Consider the following 22,414-nt stretch of genomic DNA (forward strand, 5'->3'; position numbering starts at 1 on the left):
GTTTCCGGGCTCTGCCCGGAAATGCCCCTGCAGCTGGTGCTATGACTTGAACTACGACGGCCGATACGCAGCGAAGTGCCGACTGGCCGCTTTCCGCTGCCGAAGCGGGAAGGCGTCGAGATGACGGGCGGCGGACGCAATCGTGGGCATGACGGTATCCCACATTTCCCGGTCAGGCTCGTCGCCGGCGCAATGTTGCTCGAGGAGGGTATTCAGTAGCCGCACGACCAGGCTGAGGTGAGATCTCGTGTGCGGGTCGATCCTCGACGCGTCGTCGGCCAGCAGCAACCGCCATGCGCGGACATGCTCGCCAAGCGTCGACCATTGGGAGGCGCGAACCGGCAAAGAAGACCTGACGCGCCCCGACAGCAGCTCGCCAATGCTCACAGCGATGTGCAGCGCGCCGAGCACACGAATACGGCCGTCGTCGCAATGCGGCGCCTGACGCGACGACTCCATCAGAATGGGTGACATTGTTCGAGCCTCGTCTGAAAATGCCGTTCAAAGCCGGCTGCACTGTCGACGTCGTTCCATTCAATGACCGCGTTCTCGCTGTTCTCGCGTGCGCCGGCAGCCGTGTAATTGATGCTTCCCGTCTGCACACTGCGACCGTCCAGCACCATCGCCTTATCGTGCGAAATTCTGTAGGCGTCGATCGCGCACACTCTTACACCTGCGTTTTCAAGGTAACCGAGCCCTTGCCGGATGTAGCCACTGCGGTCGTTAGCGATACTCTCGCCGTAGTCGACCACGACAGCGACCTGGACACCGGATCGCGCCTTGGCGGCGAGAGCTTGCAGCAGCGGGCGATACGTCATCACGTACGACAGGACATGTATCGACCGTTTGGCGGAATAGACGCCGTACATCACAAGGTCCATTCCGTGATCCTCGGGTGAGAACGCGAACCAGTTGACCCGCTGGGACGGAACGCTCGCGGTATGTGTCGCCCGTGCAGCCTCAAGCTGCGAGGACCAGGGCGATGACCGGGCGGGCGCACTGAAAGCAACACAGCCAAAGACGACCGCGGCCGCAGTAATGCAACGACGCATGATGATTCCCGTAGCGGATGATGTTTATGAATTACTGAACGCCTCGCGGGCTACCGGCGTGGAGGCTCACCATCACTTGCGTGTGAAGCCGGTCCGCAGGCGTGACTACGTACACCTGGGCGATGTCGCCCACTGCATAACGTGAAATGACGGGAGCCCCGTTCTCGATGGCGAGATGGTTTGCTGCGCACTCGTCGGGGGACATTTCTGACCAGTCTCCGATCGCATGCCGAACCACGAATTCGATCTCTGCGCGATGAAACTTTGCAAGTTGCGCGCGCTCGCTGTCCGCCACGCGGACCGTTCCTGTCTGGAGGATCGGGTTCAGCGGCAAACCTCGCAACACGTCGCCCCGGAAATCGACCATGTAGCATTGCCACTCCGGACGCACTTCCTCGGAAAACTTCAGCGCCTGAACCTGTTGTTCAAGGGTGAGCTGGTGGTAGTAGTAGAGATGTGCCATAGGGATCAGGCGCGTTCGGTAACAGCCGCGTCCGCAGTGATGTGAAACGGCAGGACGCTCTGGACGAGTTCCGTGACGCGCGCGCGCCCTTCGGATACGTCCAGGTCGTTGAAGTCGGTCGGCCGGCGTTGGAGCGATACAAAGAACGGTGTCACGACGCGGCCGGCCGCGAGACGGGCCGCGTCCGTGGCCGCTTCGACGCCGGTGTTGCGGGTCGTTACGCGGACGTGCGGCTTATCCGGCACAACGAGGTCGAGCGTCACGCTCCTGACCACGCCCGCGACGCTTTCCAGCGAGAGACGGTATTTACCAAGCCGTGTCTGGTGCCACTTGCCGTCTGCATAGGTGGCGCGGATCTCGACCTCCCGCGTTGCCCCATCGGCGCCGGCGACCACGCGAACCGAAACCGGCTTCGCATCGGGTGAGCCGCCAATCTCCGCGATTCTGGCCAGCGCGTTGTCGAGAAAGAACTGGTCGTTGTCCGCGCAGATGACCTTGGGCTGTGACGGCGGCAGCAACGGCGTGATCTGCCGAACGACCTCGACCAGATTGCCCGCATCGAAAGCGATCACCACGGGCAGTCCGGTCGCTTCGTGCAGCGACGCACCTGTCGCATAACCCTCCGCGAACAGCACCGCAGGCGCGGCCGCAAGGTCGCGCGTGCGCCGCACGCCAATGGGATGGAACGCCCCCTTCTTGCGGGCATCGCGCACGAACATCTTGAAGCCGTCCGGGCCGATCGCCTGAGCCGTAAGCAGTCGGTCCTCTGCATCGCGGCCGGGAATCACGAGATATGTGGCATTGCTACGTTTCAGGACGCTTGGGTCTTTCGCGTTTAACAGCTCTGCCAGATTGTGCTTCGATGCGTGTGCAACGCGCAATCCGTACGCGCCGACGCCCTTCTTGTCCAGATAAGGATGCGGGTGCTGTTCCGCCCTCGGCAACATGGTGAGGATTTTCAGGGAGCGTTGCGCGACAAGTTCCTGAGCGCGGCGCAGGGCTGCTTCGCGCGCGGCCTGCCGTTCCCGACTTTGCGCCTCGAGCGCGGCGCGCTGCTCACGCGTGAGCTTGCCTGCCCGATACCACCACGCGCCCGACGCGCCAACGAAGTTACGGATGTAGCCATGCGGTACTCCGTCAAGTTCGATGATGTAGCCGCCATGCGATCGCGGGCCAGACTTCGTCATGACCATCGCACAGTGCCATTCGCCGTCCGCATACAGCGTGTCAGGCACAATGAGGCCGTAGCTTCGCATCGCCTCGGCAAAGTCGGCAAGGACGTCCGTCCGGTCGATACCGGCAGCGTTCAACGCGGCATCATCCACGACCCACGCTGCGAAAGGTGTCGTATCTGCGGTGGCGGGCAACCAGCAAAGGCGAAGCTCGTGGTCCCATTCTGCGCCCATCGCGCGCGCCTTCGGGATGTCCTTAGTCGGCACCGCAAGGAATATGCGGCCGCCAGGGCGCGTGGTCGGTGGCCGGAGGGGCGCGGCAGCGCCGCGCCGTGCCTGTTGAATAGCTCCCGGCGAGCGCGGGGGCATGCGATCCTGAAAACGCTTAGAGCGCGTGGCCATGACTGGATTCATGATGTGTGGCTGCTCCCGGATGCGATCTGTTGCGACCCGTTGACTTCGAATACCTCGCACTCCTGCGCCTGCTTGTCGTCTGGGAAGATTGGCCCGGTACGGGGCAGGTCCGCGTGCATGAGATAGGCTGGCAACGGGGCATCGCAACCGCCCCATCTGTAGTCGCCTGCCCTGCACCAGTGTCTGCATCCCCCACATACGCGTTCGTCGTCTTTATCCATCGCCCCTCCTGCCGGGTGTCGCTGACCGGGCCCCTAGATTTGGAGTCCCGGCGTCCGTGTTTTGCCGAGACGGCCGCACTTGCCGAAGCTGCCGCCGTTCCCCTGAGTTCATCGTCCCGCGGCCGGTTGTGGTTCGCCGCGGCGGATGTCAAGGAGAAGAGCGCGGGGTGTTGGGGCGGGCGGTCGCGCAGCGACAACACGGCCCCGCGCGCCTTGACGGACGCCAAGACGAACCTATGGTCGCGAGGTTGGACGTGAACGGGTGGGAACGGCCATTGACGGGTTGTGACGTCGAGGTAGAACGCCGCGCGGCGAGCGCCTTTCGCGCCAACGGCGCGACACGACAGCGCGTCCTCAAGGACGAAGAGCGAAGCGGAAAAAAAACCCCGCGTGAGCGGGGCGTAAAACATGCTGCCATTCCGAGGGCCATATGCAGCATGCTGAGAGACCGTACCAGCGATGGTGAGCTTTTCCGGGAGCGAGGCGACCGGACGGCGAGGCGCTGGCAGCCCCGACCGCAGGGAGAGGGGCGAGACTCCGCAGGAGGCTCGACGCATAGCCCGCGTCTTTTGCGGGCGTAGCGCAACATAGCCGGTCTTTGCGGAGCAAAGACGCCCCAATAAATTGGGCTTACTCCTTTCCATCGTCGTCGACCATAACTGACCAGCGACTAACTGCACGGCGACTGGATCGCTCCCTGAGGCTTATCACGATTCGCCATGCCAATGCGATGCAAAATACGACAAACGATAATCCTGCATATCCGACGAGCGCGCGTTTGACGACATACCAGCTCGCACTGCTCGGAGCACAATCTGAAGGAAATGAAACACTCAGTAAGCCACCGACAGACGAACTGCAAAAGCGAACTGCGGATACTACTGCTGGAGCGACCATCCATACAAGCGCACTCAGCGTCAGCAGAATAATCGACCCAACAAAAAATTCAGTTGCGACGGAAAACGTCACAACGCGATCGACATGATTCGGCGTGACTGCCGCCGTTGCGGCCGCAGCTCGGCCCGTGGACACCCTTGCTGCAATGAATCCAAAAACGATCGACGTGAGCATGGCCCCGGCACACTTCAGTTCTGGTTCGTGTTCTGCCGTGGCCCTATGGTATTGCCGATCATGGGTTGAGCGACCATACCTGAAGGAGGTTCGACAGAGATTGACGTGATCGGGGCGACTCTGTTCCCGAAGCGTAGCCTTAGACGACGCGTGTCTGCTGCCGCGCAAGCGGCGAGCATGGCACGCGTTTTCTGGCTTTTGGTTTTTTGCTTCAAGTGGTCTCCGCGGCTACCTTGATGGTCCTGCAAAGCAGGGCCACAATTTAATTTTACTCAGTTCTGCAACTGAGCACAATTATATTATGAAAATGCTTGCGGCCCGAGGGAGGGAGTTCCAAGGGGGAACCGGAACGGGGTTCCTCCTTGGTCGGCGAAGCCGAGTGTCCCTTGTCGCCCAGCGGTCCGAACGATGAGCGCCGGAGGCGCGAAGAGGAAGGATCGTGAGGCGCCGTTTGGCCGGGCGAAGTTACCCACAGAAAAAAAACCCCGCTCAAGGCGGGGCGAAAAAGGTCCGAAGACCCGAGGGAGAAACTGGACGGTCAGGCCGCCTGCCGCATTCCACGCAGTGCTTGCGGATTGGTCGTCGGGAACGGCCAGGCGATCGCTGGCGAAGTCGGCTTGCGGGGCCCATCATCACGGTCGGACTTGCGCGCGCTCACTTCTGCCGGAACGGTTCCGAAATCGGCCGCCTTCGGGAACGGCCACGGTGCCGCATCCGCGTGCTGAGGGCCTTCGGACGCTGCGGAGTCGTCGCACTCTCCGGCGTCGAGCGTGACGTCGTCGCACTCGTCGTCCGCATCGTCGTCGTCATCACCGTAGAACCGTACTTCTGCGACCTGGGCTGCGGCCATGAATTCGGGCAACCAGTCCTTGCCTTGCAGCAGCTTCTCGGCTGCCTGCGCTGCTTCGCCCTTCTTCATCTTGGCGAGCCGCGCCCCTTCTTCCTTCGAGACGACCTCGCTCACGACTGCAACGATGCGATCCTTGGACACATGATCGAGGTAGCTTGCTCGCGTCGGTTGCCAGTAGGCGGACAGGTTCAGGCTCAGAGCGCCCGCCAGAGCATTTACCGCGCTCGGGCCCTCCTCGCGCGAGACGCCGTTGATGCTCAGCGACGTGCAGACAGCCAGCAAGTTCAACAGGCGGTCCTGCGGCTGCTCCAACAGCCAGCCGAACAGCAGGTTGGGATTTTTCGGAATCTGAGCGCGCCATGAGTCCACGTAGGCGCGAAGGCCCGAAGCGTGCTCGGTCTGCTCCAAGTCCGGTGCCGACCGGGCCAGTTCGTAAGTCACTTCGCGCGCGCTGATCTGCGCGACGCTCAGTCGGTCGAGGCTACTACCCGTGTAGAGATATTCGAGCGCAAGCTTGTGAACAGTCGCCACCAGTGCGACCTGCGGATTCTGTGAGAGAGCGGACTGCACAGCAGCCGTCCGGTGCGCCGTCAGGTTCAGCAGCAGCTTTTCGGAGTGAACGCCCTTCTCTTTTTTGGTCAGGCTGTGCGGAACAGCGACGCCGTTGTCCTCCATCATCGCGCGTGCTTCGGCGCGATCTTCGCGACGAACGAGGCCACGCACGACCTCCAGTTCGCCGTGGTAACCAACGGCCACGACAGCGCCGCTGACCTTCATCTGTTCGGCCGTGAAATTGCCTTCCCTTTCGTCCATTTCATCAATGGCTTGCGACACCTTGTCGAATTCGTCGCTCAGGGCTTGCCACGCTTCGTCGCTGAGGTAGGCCTCGTCGCCTTCGTCAGCATTCTCGTGCGCATCCAGCTTGTCCGAGATTTCCCCGGACCGCTTTTCAAGTTCGTCGTAACGCGCCTGTTCGTCAGCGGTCAGGGGTACGGGTTCTGCGTCCAGTTGGGTGAACTGGTTGCGGTCGCTGTAGTCGAACTTCGGTCGGGCCTCGACCCATGCCCATCCTTGCGCCTTGATGGCTTCGACCTCGCTGGCGACCTTTGCATCGAACAGCCGGTTCAGGACGTCGCGGTTGACGATAAAGCCATCGTCGCGCTCGGCAAAGAGATCACGTTCCACGATTCCACCAGCAGCCTCGTAGGCCTCCACCGTGACGAACTTGACCATCCGGTCGCCAAGCGTCAGCTTGTCGCCTTTCAGCACAGCGCGCAGTTCGTGCGGCTGCTGTGACCACGAATGTTTCGCGCCGAACCATGCGGCTTCCTGTCGTTCATGGTCATCGGTCATGGCGAGGGCCTTGATCTGGTCAAGGTCCATTTCGTCGGTAGCGAACAGGTCGAACAGCTTGGGCGACACGTTCGCCAGCTTCAGATAGCCCGCGACGGTCTTAGGCGTTACCTTGAACACAGCGGCGATGAACTCGGGGCTGCGACCTTCATCCGCGAGCGCCTTATAGGCGATAAACTGGTCTGCCGGGTGCGGTGGCACGCGCAGGTCGTTCTCCGATGCACTGGCGAGAATCGCCTCGGCCTCAGTGATGACGATGCAGCGCACCGGAAAATCCTCGCTGATGTGGCCGCGCTCGACGTTGAGAAGCAAAGCCTGTCGGCGCGTTTCTCCTGCATCCACGCCATACGTCTGCGCCCTTTTTGCGGACACCTTCATCGGGTGGACGACCAGATTTTGCAGGAGGTTGACTGCGAGGATATTGTCCGCGATTGCCTCGATGCTCGCCGGGTCACGCTTGGTCTTGCGCTGGTTGTACGGCGAGGCGACCAGACGCTTGAGCGGAATCAGCACCTCTGCCGAGCCTGCCTTGAGTGCGTTCGGCAGTTCTGCGGTCGTCGTGTTCTCGTTCGCGGTCTGGTTGGTGTCGTGGGCGTTCACGGTTTGCATGGCAGTTCCTCAATGAAGGTTGAAGGTGTGACGGGACCGCCGGGCCCCTAGATTCTGAGTCCCGGCGTAAGCCGTTCTGTTGAGTCGGCGGCTTGCGCTTTGCAGCTGCCGCCGTTCCCCTGAGTTCGTCGTCCCGCGACGAAAGGAGCGAGGGCCGACGCCGGGTCAAGGATTGACGCGTGGGGTGGGTGCGGGATGGAGCGATAGCGACTGACACGGCCCCACGCGCCTTGACGCGGCAAAGGCTCGAGCTACAGTCGCGGGAAGTGGACGACGGACCAGGGGACGGCAGGTGTTGGCAGCTGCTGGCCGTCGACGAGGCAGAACGCCCCGCGCGGCGAGCGCGCTATCTGAGCACTGCGACGAGAGGAGCGGTGCGAAGCTGGAGGGGATGGCCCGCGCCGGGGCAAGCTGCGGGACGCAGCGCGCCCCAAGAGCGGCTGGTTCCGGAAACTGGCCCGCGACGAGGCGGCTTGCATGCCGGTCTGCAGGGCAGGCCGGCGGGCAAGGTGCAGCGGGCCGGCTCGATCGCAGCTGTGACACCGCGCACGCGCAAACGAAAAAAAACCCGCCGGTCGGCGGGCTTCACGCGGCACGTATGCGGGTGTCAGTGTCCATCAGCCGATCAGCCCGCCTTTCACCTCGTCAACGGAGTCAGTGAAAGTGTATTTCTTCACACGGCCAGCGTCGTCGAAAAGGATGAGAAGCTGCTTTTTGTGAACGTCGGCGCCACGCGCGAACATCGAAACGATCGGCACGAAGTTGATCGCCTTCGGCGTGGCACGCGCGTAGCTGTACGTCCACTGCTCGACGCTGTTCTCGTTGTAGGTCACCTTCGATGGCGAGCCCAGCGCGTGCAGGACCTCACTCTTGGTCGTCTTCCCTTCATCGATTTGCGCGCTGATGCTGTCGGCGCTCTGCTCCCTCATGGCCATGTTGCCCGCACTGGTTGCGCAGCCCGATACGAGGATGGTGACCACAACTGCAACAAGAATCGACTTCATGATTAAGGCTCCTGATTAAGTGAAAGAGAAAAGCAGATAAGTCACATTCCCGGCTGCTGCGCTACCGCTATTGAAGCAACGCGGTTACATCTCCAGCGTCCTCGACAACATAGGCACCGATGCGGCCGCCCTTGATGCGCCATGCTTTCGCCGTGCAGCCCGCCTTGATCGGCCCGAACAGTTCGACAAAGCACTGCGCGACCTCCTCGACGGTTTCACACGCGGGCGGATCGTATCGGTACTCCACGCGAGTCATACCGAGCGCATCCGGTGCCGAATACACCTCGATCCTGTGATAGTTACCAGCGGCGATTGCCTGCGCAATCGAGCGACCTGCTTCGACCATGAAAAGGCCCTCCTGTTGGGTGTTACGCTGACCGGGACCCTAGATTCCGAGTCCCGGCGTAGAAGTTGTTCTGCCGAGTTGGCGGGCTGCGCTTCGCAGCTGCCGCCGTTCCCCTGAGTTCGTCGTCCCGCGACGATTCGTGCGAGGACCGGCGACGCGTCAAGGAATCAAGCGCGGGGTGGGTGCGGGATGGAGCGCAGCGACTGACACGGCCCCGCGCGCCTTGACGCGGCAAAGGCCTGAGCTAAGGTCGCGGGAACTGGACGGCGAACCAGGGGAACGGTGGGTGTCGGCAGCAGCAGCTCACGCACGAGGCAGGACGCCCCGCGTGGCGAGCGCGCTATCCGAGCGGTGCGACGTCAGGAGCGCCGCGAGGCTGGAGGGGATGGCTCGCGCCGGGGCGAGTCCGCGGGACGCGGCGTGGCCCCAAGAGCGGAGTCGTCCGGTCACCGGGCCGCGAGATCGCAGCTTGCGTGACGGGCTGCGCAGCGGACCGGCACGCAGGGTGCAGCGGCACGGCTCGATAGCGGCGCGCGGCCCAGTAACCGGCAGGGCTGCGACATCTAGTCGCCGGTGTACAGCTGTTCCAGCACGCGATCGGATTCCGGGCGGCTCTCCCAAAGGGCGTCCATGTGCGCCAGGGCGAGGCTTCGGGTCATCGCGTTGTGGACCGTTACGCCGTCGCAGACCACGTCAAAGCTCTGACAGAGGCGACCGTTCGGCGCTCGTCTGGTGACTGGATGGATTGAGAGCTGCATAGATCCTCAGTTGGTAGGGCTGGTGTCCGGCAGGGACAAGCGTCCGGTGTCGTACATGTGCAGCATGGTCAGCAGATATTCGGGGTCGGCGGGCCATCTGCATTGTTGCCAGTACGCGTGCAAGGCGCTGCGAACAGGTGCCCGATATCCGCGCAGGCGGCCGCGAGCTTTGCGCCACTGCGTCGCGCGACGCGAGCGGTCCGCAGCCGTCTGCCGGTCCCACTGCTCGCGTCGCCCCTTCATTTCCTCATCGGCGCCGATCTGCTCGGCGGCGATTTGGTCGGCGAAGAGCGGAAAGGCTTCACGCTCCAGGCGCTGTTTGCGCGCGAACGCGGCGCGCTTACGCGGCGTGTCGGTGAATTCGTAACGTCCATATCGCTTGAATCGCATTTTTGTGGTGGGTGAGCGATCCGCTCACCCTTCCTTTTCGTTACTGGTTAGCTGCAGCGAGTGCGGCGCGCACGTGCCGCGTGATCGCACGCTGCGCGCCTGCATACGTGTTGCGACGCTGCAGCGTGAATCCGCCGTCGGCATACATGATCTGAGTCTGGATGGTCTCGACGCCGTCCTGATAGGCCAGGTGAATGTAGTGCCCTTTGTAGCCGATGGTATGGAACATGTCAGGCCTCGACCGTGACCGGAAATCCTGCTGTGGCGAGTTCAGCGCGCGCCTCGTCGTCCCAGCTCGCGGGCGAATCCGACTCGCAGCGGTAGGCATACTCCAATGCCTTTTCGCGTGCTTCCTCCGTCAACAGGCCGGTGACCTTTACCGCCACTTCGCGGTAGGTGCCGAAGTCGTGCGCGTTACTCTTGATGAAAAGGCCAACGCCTTCCGGCGGCTCGCCCATTGCGCGCTTGATCTGGTTGATGAATGCGCGGCACTCGGCGCGGCTGCACTCCGGGTAATTGGATTCACCGACCTGCGCGCACTGCTCATCGCAGGGAGCGGAACCAATCTCGATCGTTTCGACCATTGCAAAATCCTCCAGTAAGGGGTGTGGTAACGGGATTCAGCACTCGGGGAGGCCACACAGACAGCAGTAACCCGCGTCGCTTTCCTCATTGACGGTCCACTCGTGCGGACACACGAATTGCTCGATCGTTGAACATCCAATCGATGCGTCGTCGCAGTTGATCCACTTCAGCACGTAGCGCGCGGGAATCAACGGATGCTTTGTGCGGAGTCGCTGATACTCCTGCGCAACCGACGCAAATTCGGATAACTGTGAAAAAGTACGCATGCGGTTCTCCTTTGCTGACCGGGACCCTAGATTCCGAGTCCCGGCGTAAAAGTTGTTCTGCCGAGTTGACGGGCTGCGCTTCGCAGCTGCCGCCGTTCCCCTGAGTTCGTCGTCCCGCGACGATTCGTGCGAGGGCCGGCGACGCGTCAAGGAATCAAGCGCGGGGTGGGTGCGGGATGGAGCGCAGCGACTGACACGGCCCCGCGCGCCTTGACGCGGCAAAGGCCTGAGCTAAGGTCGCGGGTACTGGACGGCGAACCAGGGGAACGGCAGGTGTCGGCAGCAGCAGCTCACGCACGAGGCAGGACGCCCCGCGCGGCGAGCGCGCTATCCGAGCGGTGCGACGTCAGGAGCGCTGCGAGGCTGGAGGGGATGGCTCGCGCCGGGGCAAGTCCGCGGGACGCGGCGCGGCCCCAAGAGCGGAGTCGTCCGGTCACCGGGCCGCGATAACGCAGCTTGCGTGACGGGCTGCGCAGCGGACCGGCGCGCAGGGTGCAGCGGTCCGGCTCGATAGCAGCGCGCTGCAGCGCACGTGAAAACGCCGGCTCGCGGCCGGCGTTCATATCGGCGGTGACGTTGGCTAGTGCACCAGTCCTGCGGCCTTCAATGCTTTCGGCAACCAGCGCTTGGCCCGTTCGTTGCCGGGATGGAGTGAGATATTGCGGGTCGAACCGTCGACATATTCACGGTCGCCGTCCGCGGTGATGCAGCTGCATCCGCGTTGCGGGACCGCGCCGATGTAGTCACGCCTGAGGCGGTGGACCAGCTCGCTGAACGTGTGGGGTTCGTCCTGCCAGTCGAAGCCGGTTTCCTCGGCCTCGCCCTGCTCTGCGCTGTCGTCAGTGACAACCTCGTAGGTCTGGTGAAATGTCATCGGTGTCATAGGGGCACTCTCGTTATCTGGTTGGGGATCACGCAGCAGCGGCAAACAGATCAAGTTGCGTTGTCGGCACCGCGATAGACTCGGCGCGCGTCTGCGCGAGCGGGCTGGTCTGCTCGAACTGCTCAAAATCGCATACAACGATTTCGCAGGTCGGCGCGACACCGTGCCACTGCTCCCGGTACATCGCCGTATCGATGCCGCAATTCGGCTCCAGGAGGATTCCCGTCTGCTCCATGAATCGACGGCAGTCGTCACTTTCGCGCACGTCGTAGCGACGCGAGCCGCTGTACACGAACGGGGCCGACGATTGGGGCACGATGAAAACGCCAGTGTCTGCAATACGCGATGCAAGCTCGATCACCTTGTATTCAAAGGTGCTGCCGGTATATCGACCCTCGAAGCCGTGCGCCTTCACGCGGTTGCCAAAGGGCGGATTGCTAATCGCCACGTCGAAGCCGTCAAAATCCTTAAACCAGTCCCCGAAAACATCAGCGTGAATCCACGTCGCGTCCGGCACCAGCTTCCGGCCCACGCGCACATATTCCGCGCACTGCTCCACACACACGACCTGCCGCGCCCTGTTCTCGCACCAATAGGCAAGCGACCCGATGCCCGCGCAGAGATCGACGATCGTATTGCAACGCTCCGGCACCTCCACGGCGAAATCCCGAGCAAGACCCCAAGGGGTGAAAAAAGCGCCCAGCGCTGCATTGTTGCTGCTCGCGCCTTCCTGATAGTGCTCGAACACAAACAGGCGCTCATCGTCTGTCAGGCGGCGCTCAAGCGCAATCAGTTGCTCAACTTCCTGCATTTTCTTGGTCTGTGCGCGGCTCAGCTTCATGTCGTAATCCTTAGTTTCTGCGTTTCTCTGTGGACGATTGAACTGTGTCGGGTGCGTCTCAGTCGCCTATGCCTGTGCGGCGGGCGCTGGCGAGTCCAAAAAAGCCGTTCGCGCCGAGAATGTCGGCGGCCTTGTTGGCAAGCACGCCCAGATGCGGGCCGCTTGGATAGTCGCAGTACCATTCGCCAAGCAGGCAGAAGGAGACCGGCTCACGCGGGCGTTCGAAATCAGCGCACAGGTGCGTGCCTTTCGCCGGGCCCGTGAAGACCGAGCCATTCACTTCGATCCGGTCGAACCTATACGGAAAAGCTCCGCGCACGTAATCGCTTGCCGTCTTCACATCAAACATCGCAATCCCCCTTGCTGACCGGGACCCTAGATTCCGAGTCCCGGCGTAAAAGTTGTTCTGCCGAGTTGGCGGGCTGCGCTTCGCAGCTGCCGCCGTTCCCCTGAGTTCGTCGTCCCGCGACAAAACGTGCGAGGGCCGGCGACGCGTCAAGGGATCAAGCGCGGGGTGGGTGCGGGATGGAGCGATAGCGACTGACACGGCCCCGCGCGCCTTGACGCGGCAAAGGCCTGAGCTAAGGTCGCGGGTACTGGACGGCGAACCAGGGGAACGGCAGGTGTCGGCAGCAGCAGCTCACGCACGAGGCAGGACGCCCCGCGCGGCGAGCGCGCTATCCGAGCGGTGCGACGTCAGGAGCGCGGCGAGGCTGGAGGGGATGGCTCGCGCCGGGGCAAGTCCGCGGGACGCGGCGCGGCCCCAAGAGCGGAGTCGTCCGGTCACCGGGCCGCGAGATCGCAGCTTGCGTGACGGGCTGCGCAGCGGACCGGCGCGCAGGGTGCAGCGGCCCGGCTCGATAGCGATGCCCTGCTGCGCATGTGAAAACGCCGGCTCGCGGCCGGCGTCGATGTTTCGTGCGCTGCGTCACGGGGCGGGTTTCGTCTCGCGCTGGTTGATCGTGATCTTTCCGTCCGGCGACAGGCTGAACTCCCCCGGCGCCGCGAACCCTGGCGGGGTCTTGGGCTCGTATATGCGAATCGTCGCAGGCTTGCCGGTAAGCGGCGGCGGCTGGTCTGCGCAGGCAGTCAGCGCGGCACACGCGGTGCACAGTGTGACGCCAACGGCAAAGCGGCAAATCTTTTTCATCGTTCTTGGTCTCCTCGTATTCGGCCACGTCTTGCGACGTGGCCGCGCATCCGTTACAGCTCGAGCGTCAGCAGCACGGTTCTAACGCGCGTGCCGGACTCCTCGAAAGCGCCGTCGGGCAGCTCCTCCCACAGTCCGCCGTGTTCCTCGACCAGCGGCCGCAATTTCTCCTGCTGTCTCGGACCGTTCGCGCAGATCGCGACAAGTCGCCCGCCCGGTTTCAAAAACCCGAGCGCGCGCGAAATATGCGCGATGTCCTGACCGTTTGCAAACGGCGGATTAATGATGATCTTGTCGAACGCGCCCAACTCCGGGCCGCATTCCATGAAATCCGCGTTCAGCACGCGCGCGGCAGGATAGCGTGCCTCAAGCGCGCGCGCGAGCCCCTGGTTGATTTCGACGGCGGTAACCTGGATCTGGGAAAAGTCGATAGCCTCGGAGACAGCCGACAGAATCCGCCCCGTTCCCGCGCTGAATTCTCCGACGTGTTCGCCCGGCTGTATGTCTGCTTCGTCCACCATGCGCCCGGCAGTCTCGGCGGGAGTCGGGAACAGTTGCGGCGCGCTCACAACTTGCACACCTTCGCGCAGCTGGTCGCGCAGCTGTCGAAGCTTCGCGCCTCGGTCGTCGTCCTCCGGCACTTGCGCGGGGCTCGGTTGGATCGTCGCGCTCGGTTCCGCCTGTCGCTCGATTTCGACGGGCGCGGCGCTCGCCGGCGCGGGACGCTCTACGCGTTTCGCGTCGGTAATGAAAACCTGTTTCAGCGCATACCCTGCATCTGAAACAAGCGCGCGGCGCACGCGGTACGCGCCGTGCTCGGCCGTTGCGGCGATCTTGCGGATGCTCTTGCCGTCTTCGTTTCGCTTCTTCCATTCGTCATTGGTCATCTCGACAAAGCCCTCGCCCGGGTAATTGACCAACGGCGCGAGCTTCGCCTTTTGGGCGACTGCGGCCGCGTCGACGGGATCGGGTGCGCGGTAGTCTTTGACCTCTTCAATCGCGACCTTCCACCGGCTGCTCCACGAGACGACGCGCGGCGACGACGTAGTCAGGCTATTGATGCGCCCGCCTGCCTTGTTCACGCGATGCACGACCAGCCATTCATCGCGGACCAGCACACGGCCGCCAACAGCAATGTCGAATTTGTCGGCCGCGATGCCGCCGGCCTCGCCGAGCATCGCGCGCTCGTACGCCAGACGGTTATCGACGTGCGCAATCCAGCGACCATAAAAAGCGATCGTGCGCGCGTGCGCCTTGAGCGCCCTGTCGCGCAACTGCTCGATGTCGGCTCCCTCGGCGCACAGCATCGTGTAAAGCGACGTGACCTGTCCGTCCACCTTGAAATAGAGATGGTCATAGCCAGCAATCGCTTTCGCCTGCTCGTGGGTGAGCTCTGGCTTGCTCCACAGTTTCGTAAATTTTTGCGCGTTGTCGATCTCTTTCTGGTACTTGCGGCGGTCCGACTCCAGCCCCTTGATGCGACGATGGCGAACGTCCGGGCGTTCCTTGTATTTCGCGTGCGCCAGTGCGCCCTTGGCGCGACGCGTCCAGTATTCGGACGTCTCCCACGCGTTCACGGCGCGACGCATCCCGGCCTCGATGCGTTCGGCGTCACGCCGCGCGCGGCGCTCGCTATGGTGGCCAACCAAGATGGGCTGACCGAGCGGGATATGCTCGGTGATGCTCTGGACGTTCGAATACGCTGCATCGCCTTCGCGCGCGCGGTTCTCGCTGTAACCATCGAAGCGGTCCGCGCGTTCCTCGGCGCGGTCGACAAGACTGGTGTCTTCGTCGCCGATCTCGCCGCACAACTCCAGCAGCAGATCCTCGCGGGACGGTGTCCACATCGGCGCCACGAAAAGATCCTGTTTCGGCGCGAATCGGAACCCTTCGCTGCTCACGCGCTGATAAAGCGCCTCGTCGAGGCGGTGCGGCGAGTACAAACGCAGCTTGTTGTCTTCCGGCGAGTAGGTAGCGCTGAAGTTGGACATACAGTTTTCTCCTGACGGGTTGGTAGCTGACCGGGACCCTAGATTCGGAGTCCCGGCGTAAAAGTTGTTCTGCCGAGTTGGCGGGCTGCGCTTCGCAGCTGCCGCCGTTCCCCTGAGTTCGTCGTCCCGCGACGATTCGTGCGAGGGCCGGCGACGCGTCAAGGAATCAAGCGCGGGGTGGGTGCGGGATGGAGCGATAGCGACTGACACGGCCCCGCGCGCCTTGACGCGGCAAAGGCCTGAGCTAAGGTCGCGGGTACTGGACGGCGAACCAGGGGAACGGTGGGTGTCGGCAGCAGCAGCTCACGCACGAGGCAGGACGCCCCGCGCGGCGAGCGCGCTATCCGAGCGGTGCGACGTCAGGAGCGCTGCGAGGCTGGAGGGGATGGCTCGCGCCGGGGCAAGTCCGCGGGACGCGGCGTGGCCCCAAGAGCGGAGTCGTCCGGTCACCGGGCCGCGATATCGCAGCTTGCGTGACGGGCTGCGCAGCGGACCGGCGCGCAGGGTGCAGCGGCACGGCTCGATAGCGACGCCCTGCGGCGAACGTGAAAACGCCGGCTCGCGGCCGGCGTTTGGGTGGGCGTGGGTCAGCGCACGAGCGAGGACCAGACGCTCAGGCCGTCCCCCATTGATCGCAGATAGACGACCCGGCCATTAACTGAGTCGTGGTGACTGGCGACGCATGCGAAGCGCTTTTCTTTGAGTTCCATCTCCCGGTCCGAAATCAGGCGCTCGCGCGTGCCTCCTGGCCGGTTGAGTCGATCGTGCTTGTAATAGCGGTCCATCGCGTCCGCGACGCTCGACGCCTTGTCGATCTGGCTCTCCAGGGACCGGTCCGGCTCCCAGTAGGGTTTGCTGCGTCGCTCGCCTTCCTCTCGTTCGAACGCGTCCAGTTCAGCCAGATAAGCTGCGTCGGATAGATCAACCGATCGCGTGCCCGGCGCTTCGCCGTTCAGAATCGCGCGGCTCGCGTGCAACATACGCACTTGCTCGCTGTCGAGTTCCATCGTCATCAACTCGCGCACACGCTTCATATGGTGCAGCCGATCGTAATGACACTGGCGCGCATGCAGTCGCTTCGCGGCATCCGCGCCGACTGTCGAAGGCCTCGGCGTGACGTCAACGTACCCGAGGCCGTCCCAGCGCTGCAACGTCTCGCGCTTCGCGGTATCACTCGATCGCAGCGCCTCCCGGAACGCGTCGTCATCGTCCGTCGCGCCTATCATGATCCAGCCAAATGCGCCCTTGCAGCGATAGGACCGTAGTCCCTCTGCAGCCAGTGGGCGATCGCACATGTTCATTGGTCCGGCCGCAGTGTGCTGGGACGCGCTATCGTGAGCAAAAGTCATGATGTTCCTTTCGGGCCGATCGTTCGGCCCGTTGTCTGGATTAGTCGAAGGCCGTGACGGGGCGGCGGCGCTCGGGGTGATGCGCCGCATGCTGCGCGAAGCGGTACGCGTCCAACAGGCTCGGACGCAACGCTTCGTAACTGTCCGCGATGTAGACCTTGAAGCCCTCGCAGTCGCGACCAATCAGCACGTCGCGACCATTGATGACAGCGCGGAAATTCGCATCGTTCGTGTCTGCGTCCAGCGTCATGACCGGCTGGCCGATGCGCCGCGCCTCCAGACATTCGCGATGTCCGAACAAGCTGAGGCAGTGATAGGGCGTCCAGCCGAAGCCGCCGCCGGCGCTTTTCCGGTCATAAAGCATCGCCGACGTGAGATGAAATACTTCGCTCGCGTGCTGGTTGCAGACCTCACATGCGCCGTAGCGCTCGCTCGATGAACCAGTGGTTTTCATGCGGTAGCGGAACACGGCGTTGCCGTGCTCGTGAACCGTGATGTGCAAAGCCTGCGCGTTCATTGCTGCCCCGCTTTTGCGGCCAGTCGCTCGCTTTCCTTCTTCAGCGCATACGGCAGCAGGTTCGCGATCTGTTCATCGCTGAGCGTTTCGAGCAGTGTCAGCACTGACGCGCCCTGTTCGTTCACCACGATGGTTTTCTCGCCTGCATGCTCGCCCCACTGCGGACCGGCGGGGCCCTTGAAGTCGCGGTGCGTGTGGCGATAGATGATCGCGAGCTTCTGCTTGCGCGAAAGCGTGGTTGGGTCGATGGGCTGGGCTGCTGGTGAAGGCATTGCAATCTCCAAAGGTTGAAAGCTGACCGGGACCCTAGATTCCGAGTCCCGGCGTAAAAGTTGTTCTGCCGAGTTGGCGGGCTGCGCTTCGCAGCTGCCGCCGTTCCCCTGAGTTCGTCGTCCCGCGACAAAACGTGCGAGGGCCGGCGACGCGTCAAGGGATCAAGCGCGGGGTGGGTGCGGGATGGAGCGATAGCGACCGACACGGCCCCGCGCGCCTTGACGCGGCAAAGGCCTGAGCTAAGGTCGCGGGAACTGGACGGCGAACCAGGGGAACGGTAGGTGTCGGCAGCAGCAGCTCACGCACGAGGCAGGACGCCCCGCGCGGCGAGCGCGCTATCCGAGCGGCGCGACGTCAGGAGCGCTGCGAGGCTGGAGGGGATGGCTCGCGCCGGGGCAAGTCCGCGGACGCGGCGTGGCCCCAAGAGCGGAGTCGTCCGGTCACCGGGCCGCGAGATCGCAGCTTGCGTGACGGGCTGCGCAGCGGACCGGCGCGCAGGATGCAGCGGCACGGCTGGATGCGCGTTGAAGCCACAAAGAAACAAACCCGCCAGAGGCGGGCTTGTACGAGCGTTGGTCGGATTCAAAATCCTGCACGTATCGCGAGCGGAAGCGCCTCTTCGATAGGAAGTGGATTGAGCATTACCGCATTGGGGTAATGCTTCTTCACCGCACCCATGACCAGCTCGACATTCTGACCAGCACGAACCGGATAGGTGTACGGGATGCCTGCTTCGATGAAAACGATTTTTGTCTTGAACGCCCGATTGAGACGCCGCTCGCACCGGACAGCGTTCACCAATTGGTCAACGACCATGTCGGGCGTTAGGCAGGCAAGTCGTTCGTCCTGCTTGTACTTCGGCAGCGTCAGGACGTATGCGTGAAACGCGGCTTCCTCGACGGTGCCGCCAAACTCGCACGGTTCGTCCCTAAAGTCGACCGTCTTGACGATTGCGCGCGCGCCAATATCGACCCAGCGGAAAATGAAAGCGCCACCGCGCGCGTTGTTGATGACTTCCGCCACCGTCTTACCGTCGCGTAACAGGGTGAGACTGAAGCCCTGCCCCTGCATCCCATCGAACGTCTTGAGTCTGGAAATCGTGTATTGGCTCATCGCTGCACCTGTTGAACGGTGTGCTGATTGGAACGCTGGGTGCCGCGCAGTGCTTGCGCAAGGCGAGTAACGGCGGGTGACGGCGCATCACCGGCTCTCCGACCGAAACCAATGATTGCCGGATCGGCATTGACGGCGAAGAAACGCACCGCCATTTGTCGTAGCGGCGATTCCAGTATTCCAGCCTCCGGATACAGGCGATCCAGCGTCATCAGTTGGCTCAGCACGAGGCGACTAATGTCGCTCCACGTTCTGCGAGGAGCGCGACGCCAGACACTTGGCGCGTCGGTCACGATGGTGTTCAGCATCACGCGGATCTGGGCGCTTCGGACGGGTTCCAGCGTGTGAAGCGGCCACTTGCCCGGTAAGGCCACGTGATACGAATTTGCTTTGTTCATGGTCTTGATAGTTGGTCGCGGGCACCGGCTCTGGTGCCCGTCTGGTGGCTCTTACAGGTCCGCCCATGCAAGGTCGGCCTTCGTGTCAGGTCCCGCGCCGAAGAGACGTTCGGCCTGATACCGGACGCGCTCGCGAGCGCCGTCGATAATCAGCGTCCCGCGCCCGAAATACCGGCCCAGCAGCGCGCGCTGTTCATTGGCTAGCAGTTTTCCGCGCCATTGACCATCGCACCGTCCAGTCCGGTTGACCAGAAAGAGCCCGATCTTCGCGGCCTGTTCATGCGGGTTTGGCTGCGCCGCCAGTACGGGATCGGCGTCCCGGTCAACCGGCGCAAGGCTTGCATCGCGGAAAGTCCGCTTGTATTGCGTCGGCCCCACGGCCAGTCCCCACTCGACGGTGTGCTGGATGCGCTGCCGTGCCTCGGCCGGGGTGCGCGCTAGCGCGGTGTCGTATGCGCGGCCGCAACGGGATTTGCGGATGTTGAAAAATGCCTGACCCGGGCGTGACTCGAAACGCTCGACGTCGATCTGGTAGTGACCGTGCTTGCCGCCGCCTTCCCAGCGCTCAACCAGTTGGGCTTTCATGCTGCCTCCACGCGACGGCCAAAGAGCATCAGCGCGATCGCTTCGAGGCGACCGGCGGCTTCCAGAACCGATGCGCCGTCGTCGGCGCGCACGGTGATGTAGTTCGACGCATTGCGGGGCCGCCCGGCGGCGTCACGCGCGATATGCACGATGCCGACTCCCGCCGCACGCAAGCCGCGCCGCACGTACTCGGCAAACGTCGAGGCATCGCCAAGCTCCTTGTCGATCCTGCGCATCCGGTCGCGCATGCGTTCCATCTTGCGCACAGCAGCGCGAAGCTCGTCCAGTTCGGCGCTGACGCTATTCAACACGACACGCTGACCGAAAGTCGCTGCGTGTTCCCGATTCACGAACGCACGCATTTCGATTGCGCCCGTAAACTCGTATCCGGTCGCACTGACGACAGCGCGCTGGATTTCTGCAACGATTTCGGTGACCCCTTGACCCTGCTCGATATAAAGCAGGGCGTGGAGTGGGGATTTCGTGTCGCGTCGGGTCATGGCATGGCTCCTTGATTTGCTGACCGGGCCCCAAGATTCAGAGCCCTTCGTAGGGTTTCCTTTCGGCGGACGCTGGACCGGGTTGCAGCGTTGCCGCCGTTCCCCTGAGTTCATCGCCCTGCGACCCAAGGAGCCTGAGGAGGACGGGTGTCAAGGAAGCAAGTGCGGGGAAGGTGCGGGATGGAGCGAAGCGACTGACACGGCCCCGCACGCCTTGACGCCAGGCCGACGATGGCTACGGTCGCAGTGGTGGGCGATGACGGGGAACGGCGCGTAACGCCGTGAGTGCGATCGCGCGAAAGGCCCGCGCGGGTAGCGCCCTTTCGCGTAGCGAAGCGCAGCGACTGGATTGGGCGGCCCGCGCCGGGCGGAGCCCTGGAGCGGTCACTGCGTTTTTTCACCGGGACGGGAGGCTTGGCAAGCAGCGTGACCGGCAGCGCCGGGAGAACGCTGCTTGCCCCGGCCCGGCTGGATACGTGCAGCGCCGTCGACGCGAAGCTGACTGGCTGGTTATGACCGTGCGATCAGGAATCGCGACACCTGCGCGCGGGTGCGCAGTGTGATGTCCTTCGTCTCTGTCCAACGCCTGCCTCCGGACAGGCAAATCACCGGATCGGCAACCGTCACATGCGACACCTCGGCGCACGAGTTGTCTTCAACAATCGCGTACCCTGCCGCCAACAGTTCGCGCACGTCGTCAGATGTGATAGCCCTGTCCATCATCGTCCTCATTGTGATTCGTTCAACGCGCCCGCCGGTGCGGGCGCCGTTCCGCACGAGTGCTAGCCAGCGCTCTGTGCGATCAGCTCATGCAGGTCCTTTCCGTCGAGAGTGACCGACCGCGTTCCCGTGAATAGCGACTGCGATTTCCGCACGACTTCGCATTCCGCAATCTGAACGAGAGCGATAAGGTCGTCGGCATTGAGTGTCGAGCCCGCCGACTCCAGACAAACGATGCCTTTCGGCGATTCGCCGTGACTCCACGGCGTCATCTGAACGTCAATGGACGCGATACGGATCTCGCCACGCATCACGGCGCCGTTGGTGACCGTGTACTGCATCTGGCCCATCCGCTCACGCATTCGAGCCACATCCACCTGCGTGACGGTCGCAAGCCGCGCGTCGACCAGGTAGCAGTCGAGGTTGTCCGTAATGTTGAGCGCCGCAGCAAGCTCTTCGTGCATCTTCGGATGCCGTCCGAGTTGGACGAGGTGCGTCCCAGTGTCCCGGACGATCCAGCCGTACGTACCGCTTGCGCTGGTTCGTTCGAGGTAAGCCCGATCGTACTTGTAGAAATCCTGACGGTAATGCTGCAGCCGGCTGTCCGCCGCGTCGATGATTCGGCTCATCGCCGCGAACACACGTTCAACACGCGCAGTGGCGGCTGATGTCCGGCGTGCGCTATCAATCGCAGAGTGAGCGATAGACGCGGGCGCGAGGTCCAGTTCAGTTTGCATGCGAATCTCCGTTGGAAGAAAAGAGGGAAAACTGCTCAGGCGTGTCGGTGTCGGGCTCGGCGGAAAGAGCCTCTGTCACCCAGACCGGCTTGTCGCGAGACCCTGCCCATGCCTTCGCAAAAGTGACCAGACAAGCTCGGCAGCACTGGTTCCGGTAGGCGGGCACCTGCACTGGTGCATAAACCGCGTGATGTGCCTTGCCGTCGCCGCGGGGCGCACCACAAAGCGTGGTCCCTGCCAGCGGCCCCGTATAGGTCAGGTGGATAGGAGGGGTTGCCGCGTCCGTTGCTGTGGCTCGATCCTCATTTCGATGTCGCTCGAAACCTGCACGTTCGGCTTGCGTGCGCGTGCCAAATGCCAGCCCGGGCGCGTGCACGTGCGTGTAGTAGTGCTCACCTGTAGCTTGACGCTGGCCCGGGGTCAGGCGGTGGCTCGCAGCGTGGTTCGCGCGCTGCTCGCTCGTAAAGCGCTGAAAGCTGCGGGTGGCCGGAAATTGCTTGCGATACTTATCGAAGTCCATCCTGCGCTCCTGTTCAATGAATTAGCTGACCGGGACCCTAGATTCCGAGTCCCGGCGTAAAAGTTGTTCTGCCGAGTTGGCGGGCTGCGCTTCGCAGCTGCCGCCGTTCCCCTGAGTTCGTCGTCCCGCGACGATTCGTGCGAGGGCCGGCGACGCGTCAAGGAATCAAGCGCGGGGTGGGTGCGGGATGGAGCGATAGCGACTGACACGGCCCCGCGCGCCTTGACGCGGCAAAGGCCTGAGCTAAGGTCGCGGGAACTGGACGGCGAACCAGGGGAACGGT

Annotated in this window: 27 protein-coding genes; all 27 read right to left on the reverse strand. The window is 63.2% G+C overall.

The window, feature by feature from the left end:
- Positions 1-51: 51 nt before the first annotated feature.
- The gene (locus LY284_RS36565) at positions 52-474 is read right to left on the reverse strand and encodes a hypothetical protein (RefSeq protein WP_144403811.1); all 423 of its coding nucleotides are present in this window, start codon (positions 472-474) and stop codon (positions 52-54) included.
- Complete coding sequence (locus LY284_RS36570; RefSeq protein WP_233392132.1) at positions 459-881, reverse strand: phospholipase D-like domain-containing protein; 423 nt, start codon at positions 879-881, stop codon at positions 459-461. The genes LY284_RS36565 and LY284_RS36570 overlap by 16 nt, the downstream gene beginning before the upstream one ends.
- A 202-nt stretch (positions 882-1,083) precedes the next feature.
- Complete coding sequence (locus LY284_RS36575) at positions 1,084-1,515, reverse strand: hypothetical protein (RefSeq protein WP_033537031.1); 432 nt, start codon at positions 1,513-1,515, stop codon at positions 1,084-1,086.
- Positions 1,516-1,520: 5 nt separating this feature from the next.
- The gene (locus LY284_RS36580; protein WP_144403812.1) at positions 1,521-3,101 is read right to left on the reverse strand and encodes a DUF5710 domain-containing protein; all 1,581 of its coding nucleotides are present in this window, start codon (positions 3,099-3,101) and stop codon (positions 1,521-1,523) included.
- Positions 3,102-4,931: 1,830 nt separating this feature from the next.
- Positions 4,932-7,205 (reverse strand): ParB/RepB/Spo0J family partition protein, encoded by a 2,274-nt coding sequence (locus LY284_RS36585; RefSeq protein WP_051996582.1) that lies wholly within the window; start codon positions 7,203-7,205, stop codon positions 4,932-4,934.
- Between the two features lie 617 nt (positions 7,206-7,822).
- Positions 7,823-8,209 (reverse strand): outer membrane protein assembly factor BamE, encoded by a 387-nt coding sequence (gene bamE, locus LY284_RS36590; RefSeq protein WP_033537032.1) that lies wholly within the window; start codon positions 8,207-8,209, stop codon positions 7,823-7,825.
- A gap of 67 nt (positions 8,210-8,276) precedes the next feature.
- Positions 8,277-8,555, reverse strand: coding sequence for a hypothetical protein (locus LY284_RS36595; protein ID WP_033537033.1), 279 nt, complete (start codon positions 8,553-8,555; stop codon positions 8,277-8,279).
- A gap of 563 nt (positions 8,556-9,118) precedes the next feature.
- Positions 9,119-9,313, reverse strand: coding sequence for a hypothetical protein (locus LY284_RS36600; RefSeq protein ID WP_233392134.1), 195 nt, complete (start codon positions 9,311-9,313; stop codon positions 9,119-9,121).
- Between the two features lie 6 nt (positions 9,314-9,319).
- Positions 9,320-9,703 (reverse strand): hypothetical protein, encoded by a 384-nt coding sequence (locus LY284_RS36605; protein ID WP_033535947.1) that lies wholly within the window; start codon positions 9,701-9,703, stop codon positions 9,320-9,322.
- 40 nt (positions 9,704-9,743) lie between these two features.
- Positions 9,744-9,932 (reverse strand): hypothetical protein, encoded by a 189-nt coding sequence (locus LY284_RS36610; RefSeq protein WP_033535946.1) that lies wholly within the window; start codon positions 9,930-9,932, stop codon positions 9,744-9,746.
- Position 9,933: 1 nt separating this feature from the next.
- Positions 9,934-10,287, reverse strand: coding sequence for a hypothetical protein (locus tag LY284_RS36615; RefSeq protein ID WP_033535945.1), 354 nt, complete (start codon positions 10,285-10,287; stop codon positions 9,934-9,936).
- 36 nt (positions 10,288-10,323) lie between these two features.
- Positions 10,324-10,554: a hypothetical protein gene (locus LY284_RS36620; RefSeq protein WP_033535944.1), complete on the reverse strand. Its 231-nt coding sequence runs from the start codon at positions 10,552-10,554 to the stop codon at positions 10,324-10,326.
- A 580-nt stretch (positions 10,555-11,134) separates the two neighbouring features.
- Positions 11,135-11,437 carry a hypothetical protein gene (locus tag LY284_RS36625; RefSeq protein WP_033536650.1) on the reverse strand — a complete coding sequence of 101 codons (303 nt, stop codon included), beginning with the start codon at positions 11,435-11,437 and terminating at the stop codon, positions 11,135-11,137.
- A 28-nt stretch (positions 11,438-11,465) separates the two neighbouring features.
- Positions 11,466-12,278 carry a methyltransferase gene (locus LY284_RS36630; RefSeq protein WP_033536651.1) on the reverse strand — a complete coding sequence of 271 codons (813 nt, stop codon included), beginning with the start codon at positions 12,276-12,278 and terminating at the stop codon, positions 11,466-11,468.
- Between the two features lie 58 nt (positions 12,279-12,336).
- The gene (locus LY284_RS36635) at positions 12,337-12,627 is read right to left on the reverse strand and encodes a hypothetical protein (protein ID WP_033536652.1); all 291 of its coding nucleotides are present in this window, start codon (positions 12,625-12,627) and stop codon (positions 12,337-12,339) included.
- A 579-nt stretch (positions 12,628-13,206) separates the two neighbouring features.
- A complete protein-coding gene (locus tag LY284_RS36640) occupies positions 13,207-13,428 on the reverse strand; it encodes a hypothetical protein (protein ID WP_033537241.1) in 222 nt (73 codons plus the stop codon).
- 53 nt (positions 13,429-13,481) lie between these two features.
- Entirely contained in the window at positions 13,482-15,629 is a 2,148-nt protein-coding gene (locus tag LY284_RS36645) for a DUF3560 domain-containing protein (RefSeq protein ID WP_233392136.1), read from the reverse strand.
- 377 nt (positions 15,630-16,006) lie between these two features.
- Positions 16,007-16,858 carry a hypothetical protein gene (locus LY284_RS36650; protein ID WP_233392138.1) on the reverse strand — a complete coding sequence of 284 codons (852 nt, stop codon included), beginning with the start codon at positions 16,856-16,858 and terminating at the stop codon, positions 16,007-16,009.
- Entirely contained in the window at positions 16,809-17,285 is a 477-nt protein-coding gene (locus LY284_RS36655; protein ID WP_029672638.1) for a hypothetical protein, read from the reverse strand. Before LY284_RS36655 ends, LY284_RS36650 begins: the two co-directional genes overlap by 50 nt.
- Complete coding sequence (locus LY284_RS36660; RefSeq protein ID WP_029672639.1) at positions 17,282-17,557, reverse strand: hypothetical protein; 276 nt, start codon at positions 17,555-17,557, stop codon at positions 17,282-17,284. The genes LY284_RS36655 and LY284_RS36660 overlap by 4 nt, the downstream gene beginning before the upstream one ends.
- 583 nt (positions 17,558-18,140) lie before the next feature.
- Positions 18,141-18,671, reverse strand: coding sequence for a hypothetical protein (locus LY284_RS36665; protein WP_029672564.1), 531 nt, complete (start codon positions 18,669-18,671; stop codon positions 18,141-18,143).
- Positions 18,668-19,069, reverse strand: a complete 402-nt coding sequence (locus LY284_RS36670; protein ID WP_029672565.1) for a hypothetical protein — start codon at positions 19,067-19,069, stop codon at positions 18,668-18,670. Before LY284_RS36670 ends, LY284_RS36665 begins: the two co-directional genes overlap by 4 nt.
- 51 nt (positions 19,070-19,120) lie before the next feature.
- Positions 19,121-19,654: a hypothetical protein gene (locus tag LY284_RS36675; RefSeq protein WP_029672566.1), complete on the reverse strand. Its 534-nt coding sequence runs from the start codon at positions 19,652-19,654 to the stop codon at positions 19,121-19,123.
- A complete protein-coding gene (locus tag LY284_RS36680; protein ID WP_233392140.1) occupies positions 19,651-20,268 on the reverse strand; it encodes a hypothetical protein in 618 nt (205 codons plus the stop codon). The genes LY284_RS36675 and LY284_RS36680 overlap by 4 nt, the downstream gene beginning before the upstream one ends.
- A 396-nt stretch (positions 20,269-20,664) precedes the next feature.
- Positions 20,665-20,886, reverse strand: a complete 222-nt coding sequence (locus LY284_RS36685; protein ID WP_029672568.1) for a hypothetical protein — start codon at positions 20,884-20,886, stop codon at positions 20,665-20,667.
- A 50-nt stretch (positions 20,887-20,936) separates the two neighbouring features.
- On the reverse strand, positions 20,937-21,611 hold the full coding sequence (locus LY284_RS36690; RefSeq protein ID WP_029672569.1) for a hypothetical protein: 675 nt from the start codon (positions 21,609-21,611) through the stop codon (positions 20,937-20,939).
- On the reverse strand, positions 21,601-22,131 hold the full coding sequence (locus tag LY284_RS36695) for a hypothetical protein (RefSeq protein WP_029672570.1): 531 nt from the start codon (positions 22,129-22,131) through the stop codon (positions 21,601-21,603). The genes LY284_RS36690 and LY284_RS36695 overlap by 11 nt, the downstream gene beginning before the upstream one ends.
- Between the last annotated feature and the right edge of the window lie 283 nt (positions 22,132-22,414).

Origin of the sequence: Caballeronia sp. PC1, from assembly GCF_021353155.1 — a bacterium.
Lineage (GTDB): Bacteria > Pseudomonadota > Gammaproteobacteria > Burkholderiales > Burkholderiaceae > Caballeronia > Caballeronia cordobensis.

What these genes read in the sequence shown, in the direction of transcription:
- LY284_RS36565 (WP_144403811.1), bottom strand. Translation starts at nt 474, where the DNA reads ATGTCACCCATTCTGATGGAGTCGTCGCGTCAGGCGCCGCATTGCGAC.
- LY284_RS36570 (WP_233392132.1), bottom strand. Translation starts at nt 881, where the DNA reads ATGGACCTTGTGATGTACGGCGTCTATTCCGCCAAACGGTCGATACAT.
- LY284_RS36575 (WP_033537031.1), bottom strand. Translation starts at nt 1,515, where the DNA reads ATGGCACATCTCTACTACTACCACCAGCTCACCCTTGAACAACAGGTT.
- LY284_RS36580 (WP_144403812.1), bottom strand. Translation starts at nt 3,101, where the DNA reads ATGAATCCAGTCATGGCCACGCGCTCTAAGCGTTTTCAGGATCGCATG.
- LY284_RS36585 (WP_051996582.1), bottom strand. Translation starts at nt 7,205, where the DNA reads ATGCAAACCGTGAACGCCCACGACACCAACCAGACCGCGAACGAGAAC.
- bamE (WP_033537032.1), bottom strand. Translation starts at nt 8,209, where the DNA reads ATGAAGTCGATTCTTGTTGCAGTTGTGGTCACCATCCTCGTATCGGGC.
- LY284_RS36595 (WP_033537033.1), bottom strand. Translation starts at nt 8,555, where the DNA reads ATGGTCGAAGCAGGTCGCTCGATTGCGCAGGCAATCGCCGCTGGTAAC.
- LY284_RS36600 (WP_233392134.1), bottom strand. Translation starts at nt 9,313, where the DNA reads ATGCAGCTCTCAATCCATCCAGTCACCAGACGAGCGCCGAACGGTCGC.
- LY284_RS36605 (WP_033535947.1), bottom strand. Translation starts at nt 9,703, where the DNA reads ATGCGATTCAAGCGATATGGACGTTACGAATTCACCGACACGCCGCGT.
- LY284_RS36610 (WP_033535946.1), bottom strand. Translation starts at nt 9,932, where the DNA reads ATGTTCCATACCATCGGCTACAAAGGGCACTACATTCACCTGGCCTAT.
- LY284_RS36615 (WP_033535945.1), bottom strand. Translation starts at nt 10,287, where the DNA reads ATGGTCGAAACGATCGAGATTGGTTCCGCTCCCTGCGATGAGCAGTGC.
- LY284_RS36620 (WP_033535944.1), bottom strand. Translation starts at nt 10,554, where the DNA reads ATGCGTACTTTTTCACAGTTATCCGAATTTGCGTCGGTTGCGCAGGAG.
- LY284_RS36625 (WP_033536650.1), bottom strand. Translation starts at nt 11,437, where the DNA reads ATGACACCGATGACATTTCACCAGACCTACGAGGTTGTCACTGACGAC.
- LY284_RS36630 (WP_033536651.1), bottom strand. Translation starts at nt 12,278, where the DNA reads ATGAAGCTGAGCCGCGCACAGACCAAGAAAATGCAGGAAGTTGAGCAA.
- LY284_RS36635 (WP_033536652.1), bottom strand. Translation starts at nt 12,627, where the DNA reads ATGTTTGATGTGAAGACGGCAAGCGATTACGTGCGCGGAGCTTTTCCG.
- LY284_RS36640 (WP_033537241.1), bottom strand. Translation starts at nt 13,428, where the DNA reads ATGAAAAAGATTTGCCGCTTTGCCGTTGGCGTCACACTGTGCACCGCG.
- LY284_RS36650 (WP_233392138.1), bottom strand. Translation starts at nt 16,858, where the DNA reads ATGCGGCGCATCACCCCGAGCGCCGCCGCCCCGTCACGGCCTTCGACT.
- LY284_RS36655 (WP_029672638.1), bottom strand. Translation starts at nt 17,285, where the DNA reads ATGAACGCGCAGGCTTTGCACATCACGGTTCACGAGCACGGCAACGCC.
- LY284_RS36660 (WP_029672639.1), bottom strand. Translation starts at nt 17,557, where the DNA reads ATGCCTTCACCAGCAGCCCAGCCCATCGACCCAACCACGCTTTCGCGC.
- LY284_RS36665 (WP_029672564.1), bottom strand. Translation starts at nt 18,671, where the DNA reads ATGAGCCAATACACGATTTCCAGACTCAAGACGTTCGATGGGATGCAG.
- LY284_RS36670 (WP_029672565.1), bottom strand. Translation starts at nt 19,069, where the DNA reads ATGAACAAAGCAAATTCGTATCACGTGGCCTTACCGGGCAAGTGGCCG.
- LY284_RS36675 (WP_029672566.1), bottom strand. Translation starts at nt 19,654, where the DNA reads ATGAAAGCCCAACTGGTTGAGCGCTGGGAAGGCGGCGGCAAGCACGGT.
- LY284_RS36680 (WP_233392140.1), bottom strand. Translation starts at nt 20,268, where the DNA reads ATGAACTCAGGGGAACGGCGGCAACGCTGCAACCCGGTCCAGCGTCCG.
- LY284_RS36685 (WP_029672568.1), bottom strand. Translation starts at nt 20,886, where the DNA reads ATGAGGACGATGATGGACAGGGCTATCACATCTGACGACGTGCGCGAA.
- LY284_RS36690 (WP_029672569.1), bottom strand. Translation starts at nt 21,611, where the DNA reads ATGCAAACTGAACTGGACCTCGCGCCCGCGTCTATCGCTCACTCTGCG.
- LY284_RS36695 (WP_029672570.1), bottom strand. Translation starts at nt 22,131, where the DNA reads ATGGACTTCGATAAGTATCGCAAGCAATTTCCGGCCACCCGCAGCTTT.